This window comes from bacterium (genome assembly GCA_035527515.1).
Taxonomy (GTDB): domain Bacteria; phylum B130-G9; class B130-G9; order B130-G9; family B130-G9; genus B130-G9.
In genome coordinates this window covers 1-25404 of sequence record DATLAJ010000157.1, presented here as the reverse complement: position 1 = coordinate 25404, position 25404 = coordinate 1, and the positions used below count along the sequence as shown (strand labels likewise).

Sequence of the window (25404 nt, the reverse complement as noted above, 5' to 3'; positions counted from 1 at the left end):
TCGCCTCAGTCAGCCGCCCCACTTAATGCCTAACAGAACAACTCCAGCCGATCATGGGAGGAGCGAGCGGGGTCAGCTGTCCAGCACTTCGCGCACTTTCCTGAGCAGCTCCTCCGAGGCAAAAGGCTTATTTATGAAGTTCACTCCCGCGTCCAAAATGCCCCTGTGGACAATCACATTTTCGGCATAGCCGGACATGAATAATGTCTTGAGATCGGGATACCGGCGGCGGATTATATCCGCCAGGTCATTGCCCGGCATGTCAGGCATCACGACATCGCTCAACAACAGGTCGGTTGTTTCCCCCAATTCCCGGCAGACCGCGATTGCCTCTCCGGCCCCGGAACACGTCTTGACCTTGTAGCCAGCTCTAGCTAGGACTCGCTCCACGAGCTCTCGCACTGCTCGCTCATCCTCGACCACGAGGATCGTTTCGCCCCTTCCTTCGAATGCACCAGATGTGGCCTCAGTTCCTTTCGGCTGGACGGCCCTCTCTTCAACAGACGGGAAATACGCCTTGAAACAACTCCCCTTGCCCTCCACGCTGTTCGCCGAGATGCTGCCTCCTGCCTGCTTCACAATCCCATACACCGTCGAAAGCCCCAGGCCAGTGCCACTGCCCATCTGCTTCGTCGTGAAAAACGGCTCAAAAACGTGCGAGACCGTCTCCTGGTCCATTCCCGCCCCAGTGTCCGTTACGGACAGCATCACGTATTGCCCCGGCTCCATGTAAGGGTGTTTGCTGCAATAATTCCTGTCTAGAGAAACTACTGCGGTCTCTATCATAAGCTTGCCACCATGCGGCATCGCGTCCCTCCCGTTCAAAGCAAGGTTTAAGACAACCTGCTCAACCTGCGACTCGTCCGCCTTGATGGATGGGATATCCGGCGGCAAGTAGGTCTGTATCTCGATGTCCTCTCGTATCAGGCGCCTCAACATCTTGTTCATGCCTCGGACGACGTTATTGAGGTTTAACACTTTTGGAGCGATTATTTGCTTACGGCTGAATGCCAACAGGTGCCGCGTCAAATCGCTCGCGCTGATCGCTGCGGCCCGCACCTCCTTGATATCCTCCAGGCAAGGGTCTGACTCAGGCATGTCCATGCTCACTAGGTCCAAGTTGCCGATGATCGCAGTCAAGATGTTGTTGAAATCATGTGCAACCCCACCGGCGAGCCGGCCTATCGCCTCCATCTTCTGCGCCTCAAGCAAACGCTCCTCTGCCTGCTTGTGCTCCGTTATGTCCAACAATGCAACAACGCTCCTTGAAGTCCCCGGAATCAAATCAACGTTCAACAAAATATCTCTGATGTCGCCATCTTTGCGGACGAAGTGGAACTCATACTGCCTCGGAGCCTCACCACTTAACGATCTCCTCGCGACGTTGTAGCCCTTCATTCTCTCCAAGTCTTCTGGGGCAACAAAGACCGTCCAGCTCATTTTCCCCTCGATCGCGTCTTTGGAATAACCGCTCAATTTCTCCCACTCGCTGTTGGCCATCCAGACCGTTGTGTCCCCCTCAACGATCAGCATAGCAGTCCCAGTGTTCTCAAACACCGCTCGATACAACTCCTCGCTCGCTCTCAGGGCATCCTCCGCTCGCTTGCGCTCCGTGATGTCCAGATTGCTCCCCGCCATCCGGATAGGAGCCCCATTCTCGTCTCGAGAGACCACTCTGCCGCGGGATGCGATCCACCGATACTCACCCGATTTGCCACGGACCCGGTATTGCGCCTCATAGAATGGCGTCTTTCCATCGAGATGGGCACGTAGGGTTTCAGCACGCCTCGCTGCATCCTCTGGATGGATCAGTTCTTCCCAGCTTCTAACATGCCGCCTGATCTCGCCTCGCAAGTATCCAAGGGTGCTAGGCCATCCCACCCCGGAACTGAGCTGGCCAGTCTGCACATCCCAGTGCCACGTGCTCATGTCGGCCCCTTCCAGGGCGAGTTGAAGCCGCTCCTTGCTCGCCCGAAGCGACTCCTCCGCCCGCTTGCGCTTCGTGATGTCATTGTAAATCGAAACAATCTCCCCAGAAGGCAGCTTGTAAACACGATTCTCGCGCCACCCGGTAATTCTCTCATCCCTATAGAGGCCGATCGGAAAATGCGCCGGCACTCCTGTGCTCCAGACCCTCTGAAACACTTCAAGAAGCCCGAGCTCCATCACCCCAGGGAAACACTCAGTTACCCTTCTGCCGATAACATCTTTCCTCGATACATCTTCCATCTCCTCCCCAGCCCGATTGAAGTCCTTGAAAACGAAATCCTTGCCGTCATCGACCGCCTCATATACAGCGATCCCACTGCTCACGGTCTCGAACATTGCCCTGAAACGCTCCTCACTCGCCCGCAGAGCCTCCTCCGCCCGCTTGCGCTTCGTGATGTCCTTCACGTGTTCGATTACGCCAATCACATCCCCATTTGAGTCCTTCAACGGGAAGGCTGACAACTCAATCCAGCCGGTAGGCTCTTTCTCTGAGGGATAAGGCACGACCGCGGTCTGCAGTTCGCCTGTTTCGAGTGTTGAGCGCGCCGGGCAGAAGGGACAGGGGCTGTCTCTTTGCTGATAGACCTCGTAACATTTGCTGCCGACCAATGGAGCCTTGCTGGAATACATCTTTCCCATCGAGCGATTGACTCGCACAATGTTGAATTGCGAGTCCATGATGCCAATTCCATCTTGAATCGCGTCGAGAAAGTTCTGCAACGACGGTTCGACCATTGTTCTTGCCCTGGCGTTGCCGATGTCTCGCACCGGTCCCCACAATATCTACATATTACTACCCTAACTATTAGGGCCGGTGGATGTCAATCATTCCGGCCGGTTGCAATCGAGCCAAGTGCGGCTATGATACCAGCACTTTGTGCATTTGATTTCGGCACAGGAGGATAATCGACTTATGCCTGTCCAGCAGGCCGACGTTCTGTTCATAACGTGCAGCTATTCCAAGAAAGAGGCGCGAACAAGGCAGATAATAAAAACATACACGCCGCCTCTTGGCTTCGCGATGCTCGCGGCGTCCCTGCTAAAGCACGGTATCTCCGCCAGCATCGTTGACGCCCTGGCCCTCGAGCTTACGGAAGATGAGGTCCTTGCGAGAGTCTCTGCCATCAAGCCGAAAGTCATAGGGTTCACTTCGATCACGTCGCTGTTCGGCCCGAACCGGCGGCTGGCAGCGCTGGTGAGGTCCCGGTTCCCCGAAGTCCTTATCGTCCTCGGCGGGCATCATGCAGCAACGTTCAAGGAGAAGCTGCTGGCCGAATCGCCAGAGTTTGACATTATCGTCTATCCCGAGGGCGAGATACCTCTTTTAGGGCTGGTCGAGGCATTTGCCGCTGCCAATTGGGACAAAGAGGCATTCCTAGCGGACGCGGCGACTCTGTCCAAGATACCGGGCATCGTCTTTCGCAGACGTTTAGAACCTCCGATTGCGACCCACAGGCCCCCGCTCATCATGGACCTCGACACCCTCCCGTTCCCTGCCAGGCATTTGCTGCCGATGAAAAGGTATGTGCCGCTGCCGCACCAGTACAGCCGGCTTCCGGCGGTTCACATAATGGGCAGCAGGGGCTGTCCTTACAACTGCGCTTACTGCAACAACACGGCCGTCATGGGAAGGACGCTGAGGCTCAGGAGCCCGGAGAACATCGTCAGCGAGATATGCGAGCTCAAGCGCGACTACGGTGCGAGGGAGATATTCTTCTGGGACGACACGATGACCACCAACAAAAAATGGCTGCTGAGGCTCTGCGAGATTCTGATCGCGGAGAAAGTCGATGTTACCTGGTCAGCAGCGACGAGGATTGATTCGGTTGACCCGGGCCTACTGGAGGTGATGCGCCGCTCTGGCTGTTGGCGGTTGTTTTATGGGATCGAGACCGGCATCCAGAGCCTTCTTGACCTGCTGAACAAACACACAAGGCTTGAACAGGCTCGGGATGCTATCAGGTGGACGAACGAAGCGGGCATAGAGACAACGGCCTCGTTCATGATAGCGATTCCTGGGGAGACGCCCAAGATGGCCAAGGAGACGATTAAGTTCGCACTAGAGATAAACCCCACCTATGCGGATTTCCACGTAACTACGCCGTTCCCCGGCACCAAGATATTTGAGGAGGCGCACAAGTACGGAAGGCTGAATATGGATTTCTCTCGTTACGATTGCTACGAGCCGGTCTTCGTGCCCTTCGCTTACAGGGACGAGGAGGAGATACGCAAGATGCTCTTGCTGGCCAAGCGCTCCTTCTACTTCAGGCCGTCTTATGTCCTGCGGAAGCTTGCCAAGGTTCGTTCATGGGGCGACTTATGTCGAATCTTCAAGGGGTTCATTGCGCTGATGGCGTTCCTTGCCAGGAGCAAGCGATTTCAGAGGACACCTCAGTGAAAGCAGGCAGCTTATTCGACGCTCATCCCGCTGCAAGGGCTTTTTATCGCCTCACAAAGGCGCTGCTCACGAGGCGCCAGCCCATTTATGTCATCTACGAGATAACCGACCGCTGCAACCTAAGGTGCAGGATGTGCAGCGTTTGGCGCCGCGCCAACAAGGAGGATGAGCTCGGACTAGACGAAATAGAAACGCTAGCGAGCCGGCTCTACGACATGGGCGTAGTTGTGGTGAGCTTGAGCGGTGGCGAGCCGTTCATGCGTGATGATCTTCCCGAGGTCGCACGGATATTCAAGAGAAAGGGCCTGATCACGCGGCTCATGACGAATGCCGTTGATGTGAGTGAAAAGAAGATAAGAGCAATTGTTGAAGCTGGCATTGACTCCATTTCGGTCTCGCTCAATACCCTGTTTCCAGAAGAGGAAGCCTACATCTGCCGGAACGACAGTGCCCTGTGGGAAAAAGTCGTCTCCAACATGGTCCTTTTCTCGAACATTGTGCGAAAACGCGGCTCGCTACTTATCATGTCCACCTGCGTGTCCTCAATCAACGTCGATCAGCTCCCCCTGCTCGAGGAGTTCGCCTCATTTATAGGATTCCGCGCCAATTTCATGCCGACCGAGCTTGCACCCAAGAGAAAGCCCGGCCTGAGGTTCTCCGACTGTGCGCCAGAACTTGAGCTCTCCGTAGCAGACCGAACCACGTTCATCAACTCCATGAACACTCTCCTTCAGCGCAAGAGGCGAGGCACAGTACTCAACTCAACCCGCTTCCTCCAAGAGATGCGAAAGTTCGTCCTGCAAAACGGTCGCCACTGTGGCATCTGCGATGCCGGAACGCTGTACTTCACCGTCGATCCGGCCGGCAGGTTCTCGATATGCCACGAGTTTAGGCCAGAGGATTCACTGTTATCGCCAGGCTTCATATCCCGCTTCGAGTCCCCGAGAGCCCAGGACCACTGGAGAAACCTCAGACGCGCGTGCCCAGGCTGCATGCACCCTTGCTGGATGGAGGTCTCCAACACCTTTCGCCACATCTGGCCACTTGCACAGACGGCGAGCCATTTCGCAGGCAACTACCGCAAGCGAAAGCCAATTACAATCAAGGAAGCGCTCGACTTCGCCTCGTCGTTGAGGGGGCGTCTCGGGCGAGGTCCGAGAGTCCCTGCCGAATAGCTACGTGTACTGGCGCCGGCTGGCAGTCTGTTCCTGCCATGTCACCTTCTGTTACATAGCACAAACACCGTAAAACAGGCCAAAGACATAATGATCCTTCAAATGCGTCAGGATATGTTACGCTTCACTCCCGGACAAGCGCGACAAATTGCCCTACACGGCGCACGCCATATCCTGTGGAGTAAGATGCCTCTGCTCCAATCACGGCTATATAGGGGACTCCAGATGTTTAAGCACCGCTCAATATAGATATTCTTGTCCCTGTGGCACAAATACTGCATATATCATATTCGGAGAGAATGGGTTGTCAGACAGCAGCAAGCCAGACGATCGTTGAGAACCTTCTGATCCAGCCCCTTGCTTGAAACCCATTTCTCCATGGTGACTAGCGAGGTGTCTTGGGGTCGCTTGCATAAGCGACTGTAAAGGTCCATCTCGTCCTTCCAAAGATGCTGGATCGGGGGTTCTCAACGCATTTCGCTTCGTGCCGTTTTCATCAGTACGCGGAGGTTACCGGCCTTTTTGCGAGGATTCTGCCCGTTCCAACGGGAATTGCCTCACAAATGCCTTTAGCCTTCCGGGCATATAATTGAGGCTCGAGGTTGCCCAACAGGCAAGTCGGTCATCTTCTCGACGCGAATCGTGTCATCTGGCATCCCAGATCCAGGCTCCGCAAGTAACGTCAGCAAGCGACCGGTGCGTCCTTGTCAACAGGCTGCAGTACGTAATCGCGGAAGCAGTAAGTACCGTGAGATCGAACTTAAGAATCTACGAGTGGAGATCGATTAATGGATCATCAGCAAGGTGAAACGCAATACGTATCTAGGAGGGTGGGTGATGCTCTCAATTATTATCAGTATTATCAGTCAGTCGAGGCGATTTAGCACTGGGCAAGTGTATCGGCGGGCCGGCGGGGCTGAAGGCTGCGTGGGTTGTGTTGTCTTGGCATTGCTGTGCCTCGCGATAATGGTGCAGCCAGTGCCCCTATTCGGTGGGGTGCAGGCGGACCATGGGCAGGAGAGTCTTGCGCTCAACGCGGCCGACGGATGGGCGGGCGGGACAATCCCAGGCAACTATCAATTAGAGCGCGAGCGCCTCAAATCGGCACGGGTTGCGCCGGACGAGCACAGTGGAGTGTTTTCGGGGCAGAATGTCATGACGGAGTACTGGCCGTGGTTGGCGGTCGTTGGCCTGTTTCTTGTCTTGTTAGGCGTGTTTATCCTCCGACTTAACCAAAAGCGTCGTGCGGCGGTTGAACATTGGAAAACGGAGATTGCTCAGGAGAGGCGAGCCAAGCGCGCGCTGCACGAGAGTGAAGCGAAGTTCCGCGCGATCTCGACGTCGGCAGAAGACGCGATTGTTATAATGGATAATGACGGGAACGTGAGTTATTGGAATGAGGCGGCGCAGGCCATGTTTGGCTATGAAGCAGGTGAGGTTCTTGGCAAGGATTTGCACCACACTCTTGCGCCGGTGGAGTATCACGAAGCGTACGAAAAAGGATTTGCCAGGTTCAAGCACACTGGGAAGGGGGCGGCAGTGGGAAAGACGCTTGAGCTTCATGGTTTGCGAAAAGACGGCACCAGGTTCCCGGTTGAGCTCTCGATGTCTTCGGTCCAGATCCAGGACAAATGGTGCGCTGTGGGCATTATTAGAGACATTACCGAGCGCAAGAAGGCGGAAGCTGCCCTGAAGGAGTCGAATGCTACCTACAAGACGTTTTTTGAGGCCAACCCCGAGGGAATGCTCATAATTGATTCACAGACGAGAGAGGTCATTCGCGCCAACCCAGCCTTCTGCGAGACCCTTGGATATGGCGAGAAAGAGCTGCAAGGGATTAACATCAGCGACATTCGTCCGCCAGACGCCGCGAGCTCTCTGCTCTGCGAGTTTGAGGCCAGGGCCATTGGACAAAAGGCGCATGAGAAGGACATTCCGTTCCTGCGAAAAGACGGCACCATCATTTATGCGGACTTGGACCTGGTTGTCACGGAGGTCGTGCGAAAGAAGCGCACCGTGGTCTTTTTCAGGGACACCACGGAACAGAAGATTCTTAGAACGCAGCTTTTGCAGGCTCAGAAGCTCGAGTCGATCGGTCAATTGGCGGCAGGCATCGCGCACGAGATCAATACACCCACTCAGTACGTAGGCGACAACGTATCGTTTCTCCAAGATGGGTTCACAGACCTCAATAGGCTGCTGAGTGAATACGACAGCCTATTGGGGACGCTTCAGGACGGAGCTACATCGCCCGAACTTGTTGCGAAGATTCGCTCCCTCGCCCAGGAGGTTGATGCGGAGTATCTGAGCCAGGAAATCCCCCAGGCCATAGCGCAAGCCCTTGAGGGCATCGAGCGGATATCTAGCATCGTCCACGCGATGAAGCAGTTTGCCCATCCTCCCGCCGAGGAGAAGGTCGCGACAAACATCAACAAGGCGATCGAAAACACTATCACCGTGTCGCGCAACGAGTGGAAATACGTTGCGGAGATGGCAACGGAGCTTGACCCGGACCTGCCGCTTGTTGAGTGTTTGCCTGGTGAGATCAACCAGGTGATCCTAAACATCATAGTCAACGCGGCCCACGCGATCGGGGACGTTGTTGGTGATGGGTCGAACGGCAAGGGCAAGATCACTATCTCGACCAGACAAGAGGGTGATATTGTAGAGATTCGCATCAGCGACACAGGCGGGGGTATCCCAGATGAGATCAGGGGCAGGATATTCGACCCGTTCTTCACGACCAAAGAGGTCGGCAAGGGGACTGGACAGGGCTTGACGATTGCTCGCTCCGTTGTCGTAGATAAACACGGAGGGACGATCGACATCCAGTCGGAGAAGGGCCATGGCACTACCTTCGTCATCGGTCTGCCGATCAGTTCAGAGCAGAAAGAGCACAACAAGGAGTAGATGATGCGACGAATCCTTTTCGTGGATGACGAGCCACGCGTTCTTGAGGGGCTTCGGCGAATGTTACACAGCTTGCGTGGCGAGTGGGACATGGAGTTCGCCCAAAGTGGTCAGGAGGCCCTGGAGTCGCTAGACACAAAGGAATTCGATGTCATCGTCAGCGATATGCGCATGCCGGCGATGGACGGCGCCGAGCTGCTGAGTAAAGTTCGAGATAGACATCCCCAGATTGCGCGAATCGTGTTGTCCGGGCAGTCCGACAGCGAGACAATCCTTCGCTCGGTCGAGCCGGCGCACCAATATCTTTCAAAACCGTGCGATGCGGCAACTATGAAAAGTACGATAGACCGCACGCTTGCGCTGAGGGAGCTTATTTCGAACGATGTTCTTCAGACACTAGTTACGATGATGGAATCGCTGCCCTGCTTACCCTCAATCTATACTAAGCTCATGCAGGAGCTCAGATCGCCATCTCCCTCGATCAATAAGATCGGTCAGATAATTTCTAGCGACGTCAGCATGACAGCGAAGATATTGCAGCTGGTCAATTCCGCGTTTTTTGGGGTCAGTCACCATATCTCTGGCCCCACACAGGCGGTGAACCTGCTCGGCCTTCAGACGGTCCGAGCGCTGGTCCTGGTGGTTCGCGTCTTCTCGCAGTTCAAGGGTAACAAGCAGATAGAACACCTCGTTGAAGAGCTGTGGAAGCATTCCATAGTTGTGGGATCGGCTGCCAAGTCGATAGCCAGTGCGGAAAATGCGGCCAGAGATATCTTGGACGACGCTTTTATGGCCGGGCTCCTTCACGATGTCGGAAAGCTCGTTCTGGCCACGAATCTCCCTGACCAGTATGCTAGGGCCATGAAGCTAGCGCAAGAAGGAGACATGTCCGTGGTAAGCGCAGAGCGGGAGGTCTTCGGGGCGGCGCATCCGGACGTGGGCGCCTACTTGCTTGGCCTTTGGGGCCTGCCTGACCCCATTGTCGAGGCGGTTGCCTTCCATCACCGGCCGAGCGATAGCCGGGCTGCGCAGTTCGCGACTCTTACGGCGGTGCATGTGGCAAACGCCATGGAACATCAGGTGCGATCGGGCAAGGGATGCGTTGAGGGCGAGATCGACCTGTCGCACCTTTCGGATATCGGGCTTTCGGACCGGCTTGACGCATGGCGAGCCACATCGATTCAAATAACGGATAAGGAGAATGACAATGCCTGACAGAGTGCTTTTCGTAGATGATGAGCCAAATATTTTAATGAGCTTCAGGCGCCAGCTGCACGGGCTACTCGACGTCTCGACCGCGGAAGGCGGGCAAGCAGGGCTCGATATGATCGTTGACGGTAAGCCCTTTGCCGTCGTAGTCGCTGATATGAAGATGCCAGGAATCGACGGCATCCATCTCTTGAGGCAGGTCAAGAAGATCGCACCGGAGACGGTTAGGATGATGCTCACAGGTCAGGCCGACATGGAGACCGCTATCGACGCGGTCAATGAGGGCAGCATCTTTCGTTTTCTGACGAAACCCTGTCCAAAGGACCTGCTCATCAAATCGCTCCAGGCAGGCGTCGAGCAATACCGGCTGATCACGGCGGAGAAAGAGCTTCTCGAGAAGACGCTGAGTGGAAGCGTCAAGGTCCTAAGCGACGTGCTGGCGCTGACGAGAACCAAGTCGTTCGGGCACGCCCAAAGAGTGCGTCGCATGGTGCAAGAGCTCATGTCTTGCCTCGGGATCAACAACGCCTGGGAGATAGACGTGGCGTCGATGTTGTCCCAGATCGGCTGCGTCACCGTGCCTGACGAGGTCCTGCTGAAGTTTTACGGAAGCGATGAGGTTACGGACGGTGAAAAGCAGATGTTCGAGGCGCATCCGGCGATCGGTGCGGAGCTGATCCAGAGCATCCCTCGGCTCGGAGGCGTTGCCAGAATCATCGCCTATCAGGAGAAGGGCTACGATGGCTCCGGCGTGCCTCAGGACAACGTGAGTGGAGAGGACATTCCGCTCGGCTCGAGGCTGCTCAAGCTCGCACTTGATTTCGATAACTACACGATGTCCGGGTCAAGTCAGGTCGAGGCGCTACAAAAGTTGCGAAGAAGAAGAGCCCGATACGACCTCAGGGCGTTGGAGGCCTTGGGCAAGATAGTTGCTGAGGCGCTTGTATATGAGATCAGGCGGCTGAACGTAAACGAGATTGTTCCGGGCATGGTCTTGGGCGCCGATGTGAGAACCAAGGACAAAGTCCTTCTGGTCCCAAGGGGACACGAGCTAACCGCGACACTGCTTTGGAGGCTTAAAAACTTCGCCACGATTGGCGTGATTGACGGTTCAGTCAGCGTGCTCGTTCGAGCTGACAGCGCGCACATAAGCCAGGCCTGACCTCTGTAACCGCAACAACCGGCCGGCCGCCAGGCCCCCAGCCCATCGGGGGTTGCAATTGACCCCATGCGCCCTATCCTCGTTTGTGTTAGGACGAAACACGTCAAGGAGAATGTGCAAACATGTTATCCAACGAAGGCAAAGCACGCAGACTCGCCCTTTGCGGCGCTCTAGTGGCCGCGCTGGCGTTCTCCTCGCTGGCCGCGGGCCAAGACGCCGCACCCAAGCAGGGCATCAAACTCCCGACGCTCACAATTACAGGTCAGGCCAAATACCTTATCATGCCGGAGCAGCCCCCGGTCGTTCGGGAGAAGCTTGCGCTCGTGGACGCCGGCGAAGCGCTCCTGCCCAGAATCCACGAGCTCAGAACATACCCCACAATAGACCTTGAACCAGCGCTCTTGGCCCCGCGGTCAGGCGGGTGCCTGTTCGGTTGGGCGCTGGGCGCCTCGGTCTCGATGATATTTGCGAAGGAAGAGTCTCTTTTCCGCTACGCTCTGGTGCTTTACAGCAAGGGGAAGTTCTCGGAGAGCGACGCTAGGTTGAAGCGACTTCTGCAAGAGTATCCGCGCTCCCAATACGCACCTGAATCGCTTTTTTTCAGGGGGCAGATTGCGCTTGCCCAGGTCAAATATAATGCCGCATCGAAGTCTTTCGAGTCATTTCTGGATCGGTTTCCGAGGCAAGTTTTGCGGCACGATGCGCTGTGCAATCTGGCCTATGCTCGCTTCAAGGTGGGGAACATCCCTGGCACTGTGAGCGCCCTCTCCGAGCTTCTGGATGGGTTCCCCAACTCGGCGAAGACCACGGAGGCCATGTATGCTCGGGCAGCGCTGCAATTCACCAGAGGCGATTTTGTGGCTGCGGCCGATGACTTCAGGCGACTGGCCGAGCTAGCTTCTAATGACGGCCTGCGAAACGAATACACCCTCTGGCGTCTGGAGTCGCTTTACTCGGCGGGCAAGTATGAGGATGCTCTGAGCTTGAGCGCGGCTAGCGCCGAGAGCTTCCAGGATTCTGAGATGGCGCCTCGTTTCGATTACGTTCGGGCGCTAGCGCTTAAAAGCGCAGGCCGGGCCGACGAGGCGGCCGATCTTTTTGAGAGAATCGCAGGGCTTTTCGGGGACAGAAATGTCGCCGCGGGGGCGCTGTTCGCCAAGGCGCAGATCGACCGTGAGAGGGGTCTGCTGCGACAGGCGGAGGACGGCTTTACACGGCTTATTACGCGGTATCCGAGCTCTCCCTACTACTGCCCGGCGCTGGTCAACCTGGCATCCGTTAGGCTTACGGCCTCCGACTTTGAGAGAGCGAAAGAGGCCTTGATGACCGCGGTGAGCGGCTGCAAAGTCGATCGGGATTTCATGTCCCGCGTGAGCTATTACATGGGTCTCGTGTTTGCGTCCGAGAACAAGCCAAATGAGGCGGTGAAACACTTCAAATCGGCGCGCGACAAAGCAGGCGACGACGAGGTCAGGGCGGCCGCATTTTTAGGGTGCGGATGGGCCAGTTTTGCGACCGGCCGCTACAAGCAGGCGGCATCTCTGTTTAACGAGGCGTTATCGCTCAAGCCCTCCGGAGGCGCAAAGCTCGAGTCGCTGTTCTGGGCCGGTCAGGCGCAGCTTCAGCTGGGCCAGGCGAAGCTCGCCGAGGGAAGTTTCCAACAGCTGATAAGCTCCGCAAATGTTGGCCCCGGCCTTTTGCTGGACGCCCATCTTGGACTGGGCTTTGCCGCCTTTCTCCAAGAACGTTGGGAGTATGCGCTCAAGCATTTTGAGATAGTGGCTAGGAGCGATCGGCCGGACGATGATCGTGCGCTTTCGTGGCTCAGAATGGCTCAATGTGCAATGCACCTCGGGCAGTACGAGTCGGGCGTCAAGTATTCCGAGAGGGCAACGGAGAGGACAGACCTTGAGCCGGTGCTCTGCGGCGCTGGCTTCATCAAGGGGGAGTGTTTATTGCGTCTTGGGCAGAAGAAAGAGGCGTTCAGCTTGCTCGAATCGCTCTCTGACAGATTCCCTGGCTGCGACTACCTAGACGAGGCGAAATACGCTGTTGCGTCTGCACACTTCGAGGACAGCGAGTTCGAGAAGTCTATCGCGGCGTTCCGGGGCATCCTGAAGGACTTCCCCAGAAGCCCTCTTGTGCCGAAAGCGCTTCTCGGCATCGCCAATTCGAGCTACAACATGGGCGATTACAAGATGGCCGAGGCGAGCTACGGCAAGACGCTTGATTCCGGGGCCGGACCCGCGGACCAGAAGTCGGCGTTATATGGTCTTGTTCTCTGTTTACAAAGGCAGGGCCTGCTCTCCCAGGTCGAGCGCCGGATCGAGGAGTTCATCGAGAGATTCAAGGATCGGCGGACGGCGGGCGCGCTAAGGTCGCTGCTGGCCGAGGAGTTGGCCCAGCGAAAGCAGTCTTTTGGAGCGATTCGGCAGTATAATAAGGCGTTCGAGAGTTTGACGAAGGCCGGCGCTGGCGAGGACGAGCTCGCGAAGATCCTCTACCGCATCGGGCAGATAATGGAGGCAGCGGGCGACAAGGAGGGAGCCATAAGCGAATATGATCAGCTGGTTTTCCGCTTTAAGGGCAACCGGTTAGTTCAGATGGCGCGTCTTCGTAAGGCGCACCTTTATGCAGATTTGAAACAGACCAAGAAGGCGATCGAGATATACTCCAAGCTGGCCCAGGAGTATCCCAAAGCCCCGGAGGTCGCCGGCGTTGCGCTCCTTAAACACGCTCTGCTGGTCAAGAAGACAAACCCAGACGAATCACTGAGGCTATGCGATGATGTGGCAGCCCGCTTCGGCCACGCTGACGTCGCCGCGGAGGCGCTCATCGTCGCGGCCGAGGTGCTCATAGACAGGAAGCGGTTTGGGACCGCCAGAGAGCGGCTGGCGAAGGCCACGGAACTGGGTGTCCCAGCGGATAAGAAGGCCTACCATGCCTACCTCCTGGGCTACTCGTTCTTCTTGCAGGACAACTTCAAACGAGCCGCATCAGCGCTTATGCGAGTCCGTTACCTGTATCCCGATTCCAAATGGGCGGCAGAATCTCTCCTTCTGGCTGGCAAGAGCCTGCTCAAGCTCGAGCAGCCGGGCGAGGCGCGAAAGGTCTTTGCGGCTGTCATAAGAGATTATCCCCAGGCGACCGAAGCTGTCCGGAAGGCCGAGGCCGCGCTCAAGTCGCTCCCCAGCTCTGACTAGCTGATGTTGGCCGAGTTTGCCCGTCGAGATTCCCTCATCGGCCTCTTGGGGGTGCTCGTTCTTGCGCCTCAACTTGTGGGAGCGCAGGTCGGAGTGGAGCCCAGCCACAGGATCAAGAATGCAGGGCTGAGACCCGTGGCCGAGCGACCTTTTCGGCCGGCCCCATCGCCGGCCATTATCTACGACTTCGCCGAGTCCTTATTTCGGGACAAAGACTACGAGACAGCCGCCATCCAATATCGCCTTCTGCTGCACCTTAAGCCCGATTTCGAGCTGTCGGCGCGGTGCAGGATCAAGACCGCTCTTTGCTACATTATGCTCGGCAAATTCGACGAGGCGCAGACGCGGCTTGGCGAGATGCTAAGCGATGAGACCCTCTTAAAGAGGTGGGACGAGTTGTCGCTGTGGCAGGCCGTCTGTTTTCTCAGCGAGAGGGACTACGTCGGTGCTTTAGCGCGGCTGACTGTGCTTTCCCGAGATGCGAGGGCCCCTGACGTCCGAGCCTATGCGTCGTACCTTTTGGCCTGGACATTCCTTTCGCTGGGCGATTGGGCTCAGGCGGCGAGAGTTTTCACGAGGTTATCCCGCGCATCGAGCGAGGCCTCAGCGCTCGCTGGGATTAAGATGGAAGTGCTTGCGGAGGCGGCAGCGAGCGGTAAGTTGCTCCAACAGAAATCGCCCGTGGTCGCCGGCCTCTTGAGCGCCTGTGTGCCAGGAGCCGGGCACTTCTACTGTCGCAAGTTCAGGAACGGCGGTGTGGCCTTCGTCCTTAACGCGGCGTTCGTAGCCGCGTCGGTCGAAGCTTTTCACAAGGATGTATATGTGGGCGGAGCAATCGCATCGTCAGTTGCATTGGTGTTTTATTCTGGCACTATTTACGGTGCTGTTAATGTGGCTCACAAGTTCAACAGGACAAGACGTGAGCAGCTACTGAGCGAGATGAGGCGGAAGTTTGGCGATGAGAGATTGCTTTTGATAGACAGGCTTTACAGATGAGCATGCGCATTAGGGGAATGCTACCTTTAGTGAGTCGCATGAAACGAGGAGACAGCGGATGATCGACTACTTGATTGCCGGCGGGCCTGTCATGATCCCAATCGCGATATGCTCGGTGCTGTCCCTGGCCTTAATTATCGAGCGGTCCTTGGCCTTAAGAGACGTGCGGATCATTCCTCTGGCCTTCATTCGTGAGGCGAAGCGGCTGGTTTCGGCTGGCAAGGAGGACGCGTTGCTTGAGCTTTCGAGAAAGAGCCGGACGCCGATAGCCAAGGTGATCCACACCACGATTCTATCGCGCAATCTGCCGAGCGATACGCTCCGGGAGGTAGTGCAGAGTGTCGGCAAGGACCAGGCGAATAAGCTCTCGCGGTATCTGATGGTGCTGTCAACCATAGCAAGCATTGCTCCTCTTCTGGGCCTTCTCGGGACTGTAACGGGGATGATCAAGGTCTTCAGCATCATCTCCAGCAAAGGCGTAACCAATCCCTCCGACCTCGCCGGCGGCATCTCCGAGGCGCTGCTGACGACGGCAGCCGGACTTGTAGTCGCCATCCCAACGCTCATCGCCTACAGCTATTTCTTCAAACGGACAAACACCTACGTTTTACGTATGGAGGAGATAACATTGGGGATCGTCTCGAGGCTCTCGCGGGACAAACAAGGGCGAGAGAGCCAGCAACGGGAGGGCGCATTGGAGGTGGATGACTGGATCAAGATCGACAGAGGAGATTAGGCGGTCAATGCCCCCCGCATCCCCCCGATTTGCCGCTGGGGAAACGCTCCTGAACAAAACTGTTGACAGGGGTTGGCCATGTTCATAGAATTCGGCGGAAAGCCGAACTCAAGCTATAATAGCCTAATAGTTGGGTAACGAGATTGTTAACTGGGGGCTTTTTTGAGCTTAATCAGTGTTGCTAGGTTGCTCTCGCTGGGGCGGTGAGCATTAACCATATCACTAACTTGACAGGAGACTTTTCGGTGAAAGACCAGTTTTTTCGTTTGTTCGTCCTGTTCTTGGGATTGTTCTTAGGTCTCGTTTTTTCGATGCCGGCCCAATGCGGAATAACAGGCATCATTAAAGGCGAGGTCAGGGACACCTCAACCGCAGAGCCACTTCCCTTTGCCGACATCTTGATATCCGGTCCCGCACTTCTTAAACCCTATGCCTTCTCGGCGGACAAGGATGGCAAGTTTGTTAGGGCTGGCTTGCCGCCAGGAACATACACGATAGAGGTGGTTTACATTGGCTATCTGAAGAAGAAGATCACGGATATAAACGTTACAATGGATAGGATCGCTGTTGTCAAGGTTCAGCTGAAGCAGCGTGTGGCCCTGGAGAAAGAGGTCGAGGTCATCGCTCAAAGCCCCTTGATCGAGAAGGAGGTCTCGGGCACTTCTGACGTCATTGAAGGCGACTATATCGAGGATATGCCCATCGAGGGTCGCGCCTATCAGAACGCACTGAAGATACTTCCCGGCACGCTCGTCGATCGCGACCAGCAGATTCACATGAGGGGCGGCCGGACTGGCGAGGTCGGGTTCAAAGTAGATGGGATGAACGCTCAGGACCCCGTGACCGGCGGCTATGGCACAAACGTCAACATGAACGCTGTCGAGAAGATGGAGGTCATCACCGGCGGCTACGACGCGGAATACGGTGGCAATATGTCAGGTATGGTTAATGTCGTAACCAAGAGCGGAACCGACACATTCCATGGTGATGTCCATTACAACTATGAGAACAGCGAGCTGGACGGCGTCCCGTATGAATGGCGGTCATACAACCCGGGCATTACGTTAAAAGGCCCGGTGATTCCCGAGAAGCTCAACTTCTTCATTTCGCTGGAGGTCGAGGACAACAAGAGAATGTTCCCGGCCGCTGACTGGCCTCAGGACGATTTCGCGGCGAGCACGTGGAAGGAGCTTGGCGGGATGGCGAAGTTCACTTGGCAGGCGACGATTGATGACAAGTTCGTTTTTCAATACTTTTTCAACACGGTTGAGACCAGGGGGGGCTCTGACTGGATAGAGCCCGTCCACATGCCCACCATGAGGTTTGACTACAACTTCTTATCGGTCAGCCATACTCACACGTTCACCCCCGAGCTGGTCCTTGAATCGTTCCTGGGCGCGGGGAGGCAGTATCTTGAGGCGAAGGTTGAGGACAAGGACTGGCACGACTACGAGCCATTTGCGGGTGTCGTTTTATGGGAGGAGGCCCTCTTCCGTTTTGACAAGCAATATGGGGGCAGGGGTGATTATCCCAACTGGCAGTGGCGTGACGTCGATATCGGTTATTTCAGCACAAACCTGACATGGGTCAAGGACGACCACGTGTTTAGGGCCGGCACAAGCGTCAACTACATCCATTATGATGGCGAGCTCGTTACTGTCCCATATTACTTGATAATGTCTCCGGATGCCTGGTCGCCCAATCCCGGGCAGATCAGCTTCTATCGCAAACGGCATTTCTTCATGGACGCGGACACGTGGACAACTAACTATGGCGGCGCCTACGTTCAGGACAGATGGAGCCTCGACGAGAAGTATGATCTTCCTATCTTTCTGAATTATGGGCTGCGCTTTGACTGGCAGGAGGCGAACGGTGGGTCGGAGTTCTCCCCGCGAATGGGGATCACCTATACGCCGGATGATAAGACGAAGCTCCGGTTCGAGTATGGATGGTTTTTCCAGGTCATCCCGCTTATGGATGCGATGGCCCAGCCAAGTGATTACGTAAATGAGTATGGGGCGAGGTCTTCCCTGGAGGGAACTTTGACTTTCGACTCCTACAAAGGAGCAGCCGGGCTCTCCAACCCGATCAACAAGTCCTTTGAGTTTGGCCTGGAGCGTGAGGTATTTCCGGACATTACGCTCGGACTAACCTATTATCAGAAGGATATGCAGGATCTGCTCCAAAACGTGGACGTCAATCCTGACCCCGCGATCTACGAGTGGCAGATGATGAACGTGGCTGGGGCGTGGTCCCGAGGGGTCGAGGTCAAGGTCAAGAAAGCCTTCAGCAAAGCCTTTGAGGGCCGACTCTCCTACACCTATCAGGAGGCGAAGTCAATCGGTGTGGACAATTATGGGAAGATGACCGGCAAAGAGGCCTGGCTGGACTGGGACCTCCGCCACATGTTGGCCGTTTCGTTCAACGCGGAGCTGCCTTACAACATATACTTGAATGGGATTTACAGCTGGAACTCTGGCTATCCTTATACATCGGAGTATTTGGTTAGGGACGAGGAGACTGATCAGCTGACGCGCGAGCAAGACAAAATCAACGAGCATCGCGAACCATTTTACAGCACTTTCGACTTGACAGTGATGAAAGAGTTCAAGGTTCGAGATTACACATTGACCATGATGGTGCAGTCCTACAACCTGTTTGACCATCGTAACGTATCATACATGGATGTCCTGAATGACGAACCTCAGGGATACGGTGCTGGGCGACGGCTGGTGTTCGGCATGAAGTTTGAGTTCTAGGGGTCTAGGGGGCCTGAAACGCCTGACACTTGACCGAGGGTTATGATCGAGTTGTTCTGGTGACTGCGAGATTCTGTGTTCCCGGCTAATCGGCGAGAATATATACGGCGAGAGGAAGCTATCAAAAGAGCATTAGGGAGAAACTTAGTGAGAGAACCGAGCACATTAGGCCCGGGGTCGCCAATAAAAACGTCATTGGCTCTGCTTTGCGCCTTACTGCTTCTGGCGTGCTATTGCTGGGCACAGGCGCCTGGGGAGGTTGGCGAGAGCACGTCATCCGTTGGCGCGCCGCCGGGCCTCGCCTTCGGCGAGACGACAACCGCAACCTCAGCCGTGGCGACATGGACAACTGTTTCAACCACAGGCACGCCGACGACGGCAAGTCCCTCTGCCACGCCAAGCCAAGCGGCGCCGGTGGCGGAGAAGGCAGGTGGACTGGGGCTGATCAAGCTTTTCAAGAGCGGTGGGCCAGTGATGTGGCCGCTGTTGTTGTCGCTTTTGATCGGCATTATCTTCATGGTGGAGCGAGGCGTAGTGTTCTGGAAGGGCAGCATTAACGCGCGTGTGTTCATGATGCGGGTCAATACGTCAATTGACAAGGGCGATGTGAATGCCGCGATGGCCGCGTGCGATGCTAGTAGGGGGCCTATCCCGGCGGTTATCAAGGCGGGACTTCTTCGCTGGGACAAGGGCCGTAAACACGTTGAGAGAGCCATCGAGACAGTAGGTGCGGGAGCCATGTCCAAATTGGAAAGAGGGCTGCCCGTTCTGGCCAGCGTCGCCAACATTGCACCTCTGATGGGCTTTCTTGGCACGGTAACAGGAATGATAAGGTCCTTCGGGGTTATTGCGAAGGCTGGTCTATCCAATCCCGGACTCGTCGCCCAAGGTATCTCCGAGGCGCTGATAACGACCGCGTCGGGGCTGATTATCGCTATCCCGACGCTTGCAGCCTACAACTACTTCACAAGCGTTGTCGCCAAGACAGCGCTTCAGATGGATGAGAGCACGTCCCAGCTACTTGACCAACTGCAATGAGGTTCAAGCGCAGAGGCAGCATTCGGGCTAACATCCCGTCCGCCTCGATGGGGGACATAGCCTTCCTTCTCATCGTCTTCTTCATCGTTACCACCACATTCAGTGTGGATAAGACCAAGGTGAACTTGGCGGAGAGCCTCGAGCGAGAGGCTACTGTGCCCGGCGCTGCCATTATCGTCATTGATAGCGATGGCAACACATTTCTCTCTCGGGGGGACCGAAACCCCGAACTTCGGGGCATCGACGACATAACAGTGTTTGCCCTGAACCTGGTCGCGCGAGCGCCTCAGACACAGTTTACGATCAAGGCGTCGAGGGACGTGGAATACCGATATATTGACAAGGTTCTGGAGCAGCTGCGGGACGTCAATGCGCGCAACATCTCGCTGTTGACGATTCAGAGGGTACGGACTTCTGCTGGTTAGCGGAGAGCGACATGAGGTTCAAAAGCAAGCTGAAGATTGACGAGGAGATCAACTCAACCTCTACCGCTGACATAGCTTTTCTCCTCATAATCTTCTTCATGGTTACGACAGCTTTCGGGACGACTAGAGGGCTGGAGATGAGCCTCCCCAAGAAGCAGAAGGTACAGGAGGCTGCCACTACGGAGGCGGTTCTGATCGAGATAAACCGAGACGGAGGCATTAGCCTCGACGGAATGCCCTCTTCGGTCTCGGATATAAGGCCGTATCTGGAACCGAAACTCGCGCGGAACCCCAACAAGTTCGTCCTGGTAAAATCCGATCTCTCGGCCAAGTATCAGGCGCTGGTATCGGTGATCGATGAGTTGAGGCAAGCGGCTGTTAAGAACATCTCGATACCGACCCAGAGGGAGATTCAGCGATGGGGGCGATATGAGGGTGGGGGGTCATAATTGCAGGTCGCCCTTCAGCGCGGGACATCGTTTAACCGTTTATGAAGCGTATGCGAGCACTCAAGACACGTTAGCTTTATTCATCATAACTAGGAGGTTAACCATGAGACAGTTCTATCATGTGTTGTTGCCAGCTATTGCGATCATTCTGGGGACGCTCATCGCCCCTGCTGCGGTGCTCGCCCAGGAACCATCCACAGGCACTGAGCTTGCCGCCTCGGACAATCCCTTGGAGCTGATCAAGAGCTACAAGGGCGAGAAGATCGATTTCGGGCTAGACATAGTGGCCTTCAAGCTCTACGACGCGCCGGGCGCCAAGATCGAGGTTTACTACGAGATAGCGAACCCCGCGCTCGAGTTCAAGCAGATCGTCTCCGGCGAGCTGGCTACATCCTTGATCATAGCCGTCAGAATACTCGACAAGGACGGCAAGACCGTCAAGGAGGCGGCCAATCGCGGTTCGACGAGAGTAAAGAACCAGCAGGAGGCGGCCGACCCGAAACTCGCTGGGAAGTTCGTGTCGTCGTTCAACCTCGATCCCGGGCACTACGTGTTCGAGGTTGGCGTGAAGGACAACCTCAGCGGCAAGATCGGCGTCCAGAAGAGGGAGTTCGAGGTCAAATCGATAGCGAAGGGCGAGCTGGCACTTAGCAGCATTGAGTTCGCGAAAGATGTTGAAAAGGCCAAAGAAGAGGAACAATCGGGCTTTCTGAAGCCCACGCTCAACATGGTGGTTACGCCTCAGCCGAGCCGCCAGTATCGTCTTGGGGACACGCTGTCGGTGTACTTCAACGTGTACAATTTGAAGGTCGATAACGCCGGCAAGCCGCGGTTTAAGATCACCTACAAGTTCAAGCACGAGGGCGACAAGCGGATCATGCGGCAGATAGTCGAGGGCGAGCGAGTCGAGGGCGCAAACCAGAGCCATCTTTATTCATTCTCTCTAACGCCAACATACAAGGGCAGCGATAAGTCCAAGTTCAAGGTCGGCAACTACACCCTGTTCATAAAGGTCAGCGATGAGCTGGCCGGCAAGGGAGTTGAGACGAAGGAGCCATTCAAGATAGTAAAATAGATAACTATCTCCGCCGATGCCTCGTGATTCTCGTGCCAGTCCAAGCAGACTAGCAAGAACCGCAGGGCGAGGCCGATTGTTTCACCGATGGTGATCAAGTAGAACACATTGGGAATTAACCTATACATCGATTTGGGAGGGAAGTCTGATGCGTATTTCTAGCAGTCAAGCTCTGTTGTTTGGTTTGCTGGCTCTTGTGATAGCCAGCGTGTTTTGCCTCAGCCAGGCGGCGTTTGCGACGGAGGAGGAGAATGGCGGGACCTACACCGGCATCTCAAAGGACAGAAGCTGCACATGGTGGCTCGACGAGAGCAAGCAGGTCAGCAAGGATGACAAGGCCGCGATAAAGAAACTGTTCGAGGCGCTGGAGAAGAAGCTGGAGAAGGACGGCCTAGATTCCGTGAAGTTCCCCTGGAAGGCACCTGAGATAGAGGAAGATGAGGAGGTCGGGAAGGAGGAAGAGAAGAAGGAGCTAACTGACGAGCAGAAGAAATGGGAAGAGGACGAGGTCTATGAGGACCCCGAGACCTGCCCTGGCGTGATCATACCCAGCAAGGATGATCTCAACATAGCCAAGGTTGACGGCGTGCCGACTGGGACGCTGTTCGTTGTTCGCGGCACGTTCGACGACCCCCGGATAGAGGTCTGGCGGATGAAGCTGGCGAAAAAGAAGGATGCGTGGACTGTCACTGGCCGGGAGATCGAATACTCATTCGAGCGCGCGCATGTGATGTACGTGAAGAAGAACACAGCTTATACCTTCAAAGAGATCAAAATTGATCATGATCTCATGCATATCTCGATCGACGAAGGTAGGTTTTATCCGCTTTATGCCGGCACGAAGATAATCGGGGGCACGGTAATCGGCAAGGGCAAGATGAATTACAGGCCGCCGACCAAGCTGGCGAAGGATTGGGAGACGAGCCAGGAGGTTGATTCACTGAGGCGTCGAACCGCCGAGGTGACGCGCCAGAAGGGCGTCGATGAGCTCAAGGACGCCCCGCTCACAAAGATACCCTTTTATTTCGCACCTTGTAACTTTGACAAGTATGTGAAGCTCAGCGGTTTGCAGAAGTTCGAGATCACGGACAAGGGGGAGCTCGAAGAGGCCGAGAAGCTCATCAAGAGCGAGATTGACTGGTTGGCCAAAACCAACTTCGGCGTCAAACTGCCCTACAAAGGTCAGCCCGAGGGTGAAAAGCACACGTTGATGCTCTATCAGCTTCCTGACTATGACGAACTGTGCGACTTATACGTATATGGCCCTAAGTACCAATGGATTGGTTACTACGATTATCCGGCGGACCAGGGGAATCAGGAGGAAATAGGGCTTTATATGCACAGAGAGAAACGTTTTATGATAGGTGAGGAGAAAAAAGGCGGGGGCGTCTGTGCGTACAACCGGCCAGAGCAGAGGGAGAGTCTCACACGGCGCGAGGCCGAATATGAGCCCACAGAAGAGGCCCGACAGCTTGACCGAAGGATAGACATTAACATCGGTTACAAGGAGCAGACAGTTGATCTGCTGGCCAGCATGGGCGCAGTTGAGTTCTTCAACGCCCAGACCGCCATTTTTGCGAAGATCAGGGCCACACTCGAGCTTGAGATAACTAGATCAGGCGCTAGGTTCTTTCGTATCGGTGTTTCTTCTCTCGCCACCAGGCCTGCTATCCCAATGAACATCAGCAAAGTAGTGGATGACAGAGGATTGGACATCCTTCGGTTCGGGACGCTTGATCTTGTCTATCCGCCGTTAGCACTTGGCCAGCGAGTGAAATTCACGGCCGAATATGAGGGCCCGGTGTGTGCAAGGCTCTTCACCTCATCAGCCTACACTTCGGGCAATACCGGATGGGCGCCCAGCTATGGATACTTCCAGTGCACGCCCTGTGCGATCGTAATGGGTGTTCCGACACCCCATACGTCCGTCTCGGTTGGCGCAGTAGAGGAGAGATGGACCGAGGGGAACAGGAACTTCTCGCGCTGGGTGTCGGATGAATGTATCAGGATGATCGGATTCGTGTATTCAAACTACAGCGTCCGCGAAGTTGAGGTCACCAAGCCCAACGGTGAGCCGCTCAACATATCGCTCTATTACTATCCGAAGATGAGATATTACATCTCCTTGTCGGATTTTGACAGTTTCGCAGAGCGGCAAAGGTACGCAGAGGATGACGATCCGCGTAGAAGGTCTAAGAAGGATATGACCAGGATCCGTATGCAAGAACGCAGGACCATGGCCCCAGACAGCATAGTTACGGAGTTCGAGAGCATCCTTAGGTTCCAACAGGCGCTTTATACCTCATTGCCTTACCGGAAGATAGCGGCGGTCCAGTTGCCTGTGTTTAGTGGTTACGGGCAGGGCTTCCCGACCATGCTCACTCTTGACGGCACTTCATTCTTCTCGGCGGGGGATGCCGCATTACATGAGATGCACCCCGGTCGTTGGGGCGCCGAGTTCTGGTCACACGAATCCGGTCACCAGTATTGGGGGCACGTCATTATGTGGGCCAACCCGCGGGATCAGTGGTGGTCTGAGGCGTTTACCGAGCAGCAGTGCGCGATGTACATGCAGGCTTCCCGGAGTGACACGGACTACATGAGCAAGTTGAATGATTGGCGGCGTGTTGCGTTGATTATGAATGCCAAGGGCGAGGAAGCACCAATGACGCTGGGCGGTAGCCGTCTTACTCGGCTGGCGTGGTACGGGCTTTTCTACTGCAAGGGACCTTATTTCGTCCACATGATCCGCCAGATGATCGGTGACAAGGCATTCATGTCCTATGAGCGCAATCTGGTGAAATCCCTGTATTGGAAGAGAGCAACGACCAGCGACTTCGTTAACGTGCTTGAACAGACCATCGGCAAGGACAACATGCTCGCCCTGTTCGGCAAGGACAACATGCAGTGGTTCTTCGACCAGTGGATATATGGGACGGGGATCCCCAGCTATGAATACGGCTACAAGATATCCGGCAACACCGCGAAGATCAGGATCAAACACATTGACGTTCAGTTCCGGGTCCGCATCCCGATCTGGGTCTATGACAAATCAGGCGAGAAATATGCGATCCCGATTCTTCTGACTGGCGAGAAGCCGATAGAGGAGTTCGAACTCAAGCTTCGCGGCCCGGCCAAAAAGATCGTCCTTGATGAATTTGGCGCGGTTCTGACACGCAAGATCAAAAAAGTGAAGTATAGCAAGATAAAATAGAGACTTGGTCATTTGCATTCCTCCTATTCCTGGGGGGCAGTGAACGCTGCCCCCCATTTGACTCTTGCTGCCGGGTGGTTCCCACCTCGCGGCCGGAGCGCTGCCCTGGTGGTGAGAGATGTGCTGAGACGCTTTCCTATTAGGTTCTGCCTGGTGTTTCTGGCAGCGCTCTTGTGCGCAGGCTGCGGCGTTACCTACTTGGCATACGACAGCCTTGACGCATCTGGCAAGAGGACGTTCGACGAGATACGCTACGTAGCCACGGACAAGGAGCTGGGCGAGTTCGTCGAGCTGAAGCCGGGTGAGCGGGCCAAGTGGGTCCAGGACTTCTGGAAACGGCGAGACCCGACGCCGGACACACCGATCAACGAGTATAAGCTCGAACACTATAAGCGGCTGCGCTACGCTCAGAAGAAGTTCCAATGGGGCAGGAAGCCGGGCTGGAAAACCGACCGAGGCAAGGTATTCATCAAATATGGGTCTCCGAATGACGTGGAGTTGAAACCGATGGGCGACGTCGCGCTCATGGGCGGGTGGTATTCCAAGCCGTTCGAGAAATGGTCTTACGACTACATTCCCTATGTGGGGACCGACATACAGTTTCTCTTCGTCGATCTTCACATGACGGGGGACTATGAGCTTGCGGGCTCGATCAAGGATACGTCG

16 protein-coding genes are annotated in these 25404 nt (G+C 55.6%); 15 read left to right on the top strand and 1 reads right to left on the bottom strand.

Annotated elements, in window-relative coordinates:
- Window positions 1-72: 72 nt before the first annotated feature.
- Window positions 73-2757, bottom strand: a complete 2685-nt coding sequence (locus VM163_12905; protein ID HUT04778.1) for a PAS domain S-box protein — start codon at window positions 2755-2757, stop codon at window positions 73-75.
- Between the two features lie 145 nt (window positions 2758-2902).
- Here VM163_12905 and VM163_12900 point away from each other — a divergent pair, with 145 nt between their 5' ends.
- From VM163_12900 to VM163_12830, 15 genes are all read left to right on the top strand, one after another.
- A complete protein-coding gene (locus VM163_12900) occupies window positions 2903-4387 on the top strand; it encodes a radical SAM protein (protein ID HUT04777.1) in 1485 nt (494 codons plus the stop codon).
- Window positions 4384-5562: a radical SAM protein gene (locus VM163_12895; GenBank protein ID HUT04776.1), complete on the top strand. Its 1179-nt coding sequence runs from the start codon at window positions 4384-4386 to the stop codon at window positions 5560-5562. Before VM163_12900 ends, VM163_12895 begins: the two co-directional genes overlap by 4 nt.
- 837 nt (window positions 5563-6399) lie before the next feature.
- Window positions 6400-8472, top strand: a complete 2073-nt coding sequence (locus VM163_12890; GenBank protein HUT04775.1) for a PAS domain S-box protein — start codon at window positions 6400-6402, stop codon at window positions 8470-8472.
- Entirely contained in the window at window positions 8473-9687 is a 1215-nt protein-coding gene (locus VM163_12885; GenBank protein HUT04774.1) for a response regulator, read from the top strand.
- Complete coding sequence (locus VM163_12880) at window positions 9680-10843, top strand: HD domain-containing phosphohydrolase (protein ID HUT04773.1); 1164 nt, start codon at window positions 9680-9682, stop codon at window positions 10841-10843. Before VM163_12885 ends, VM163_12880 begins: the two co-directional genes overlap by 8 nt.
- A gap of 122 nt (window positions 10844-10965) precedes the next feature.
- Window positions 10966-14046: a tetratricopeptide repeat protein gene (locus tag VM163_12875; GenBank protein ID HUT04772.1), complete on the top strand. Its 3081-nt coding sequence runs from the start codon at window positions 10966-10968 to the stop codon at window positions 14044-14046.
- Between the two features lie 3 nt (window positions 14047-14049).
- Entirely contained in the window at window positions 14050-15042 is a 993-nt protein-coding gene (locus tag VM163_12870) for a tetratricopeptide repeat protein (GenBank protein ID HUT04771.1), read from the top strand.
- 58 nt (window positions 15043-15100) lie between these two features.
- Window positions 15101-15778 (top strand): MotA/TolQ/ExbB proton channel family protein, encoded by a 678-nt coding sequence (locus VM163_12865; protein ID HUT04770.1) that lies wholly within the window; start codon window positions 15101-15103, stop codon window positions 15776-15778.
- A gap of 245 nt (window positions 15779-16023) precedes the next feature.
- Window positions 16024-18537 (top strand): TonB-dependent receptor, encoded by a 2514-nt coding sequence (locus VM163_12860; GenBank protein ID HUT04769.1) that lies wholly within the window; start codon window positions 16024-16026, stop codon window positions 18535-18537.
- Window positions 18538-18684: 147 nt separating this feature from the next.
- Window positions 18685-19575 carry a MotA/TolQ/ExbB proton channel family protein gene (locus VM163_12855; GenBank protein ID HUT04768.1) on the top strand — a complete coding sequence of 297 codons (891 nt, stop codon included), beginning with the start codon at window positions 18685-18687 and terminating at the stop codon, window positions 19573-19575.
- Window positions 19572-20000: a biopolymer transporter ExbD gene (locus tag VM163_12850; protein HUT04767.1), complete on the top strand. Its 429-nt coding sequence runs from the start codon at window positions 19572-19574 to the stop codon at window positions 19998-20000. Before VM163_12855 ends, VM163_12850 begins: the two co-directional genes overlap by 4 nt.
- Before the next feature lie 11 nt (window positions 20001-20011).
- The gene (locus tag VM163_12845; GenBank protein ID HUT04766.1) at window positions 20012-20449 is read left to right on the top strand and encodes a biopolymer transporter ExbD; all 438 of its coding nucleotides are present in this window, start codon (window positions 20012-20014) and stop codon (window positions 20447-20449) included.
- A gap of 103 nt (window positions 20450-20552) precedes the next feature.
- Entirely contained in the window at window positions 20553-21524 is a 972-nt protein-coding gene (locus tag VM163_12840) for a hypothetical protein (GenBank protein ID HUT04765.1), read from the top strand.
- Window positions 21525-21672: 148 nt separating this feature from the next.
- Window positions 21673-24738 (top strand): M1 family aminopeptidase, encoded by a 3066-nt coding sequence (locus tag VM163_12835; protein ID HUT04764.1) that lies wholly within the window; start codon window positions 21673-21675, stop codon window positions 24736-24738.
- Window positions 24739-24858: 120 nt separating this feature from the next.
- Window positions 24859-25404 (top strand): GWxTD domain-containing protein (locus tag VM163_12830; protein HUT04763.1); only part of this gene is annotated, 546 nt, incomplete at its 3' end.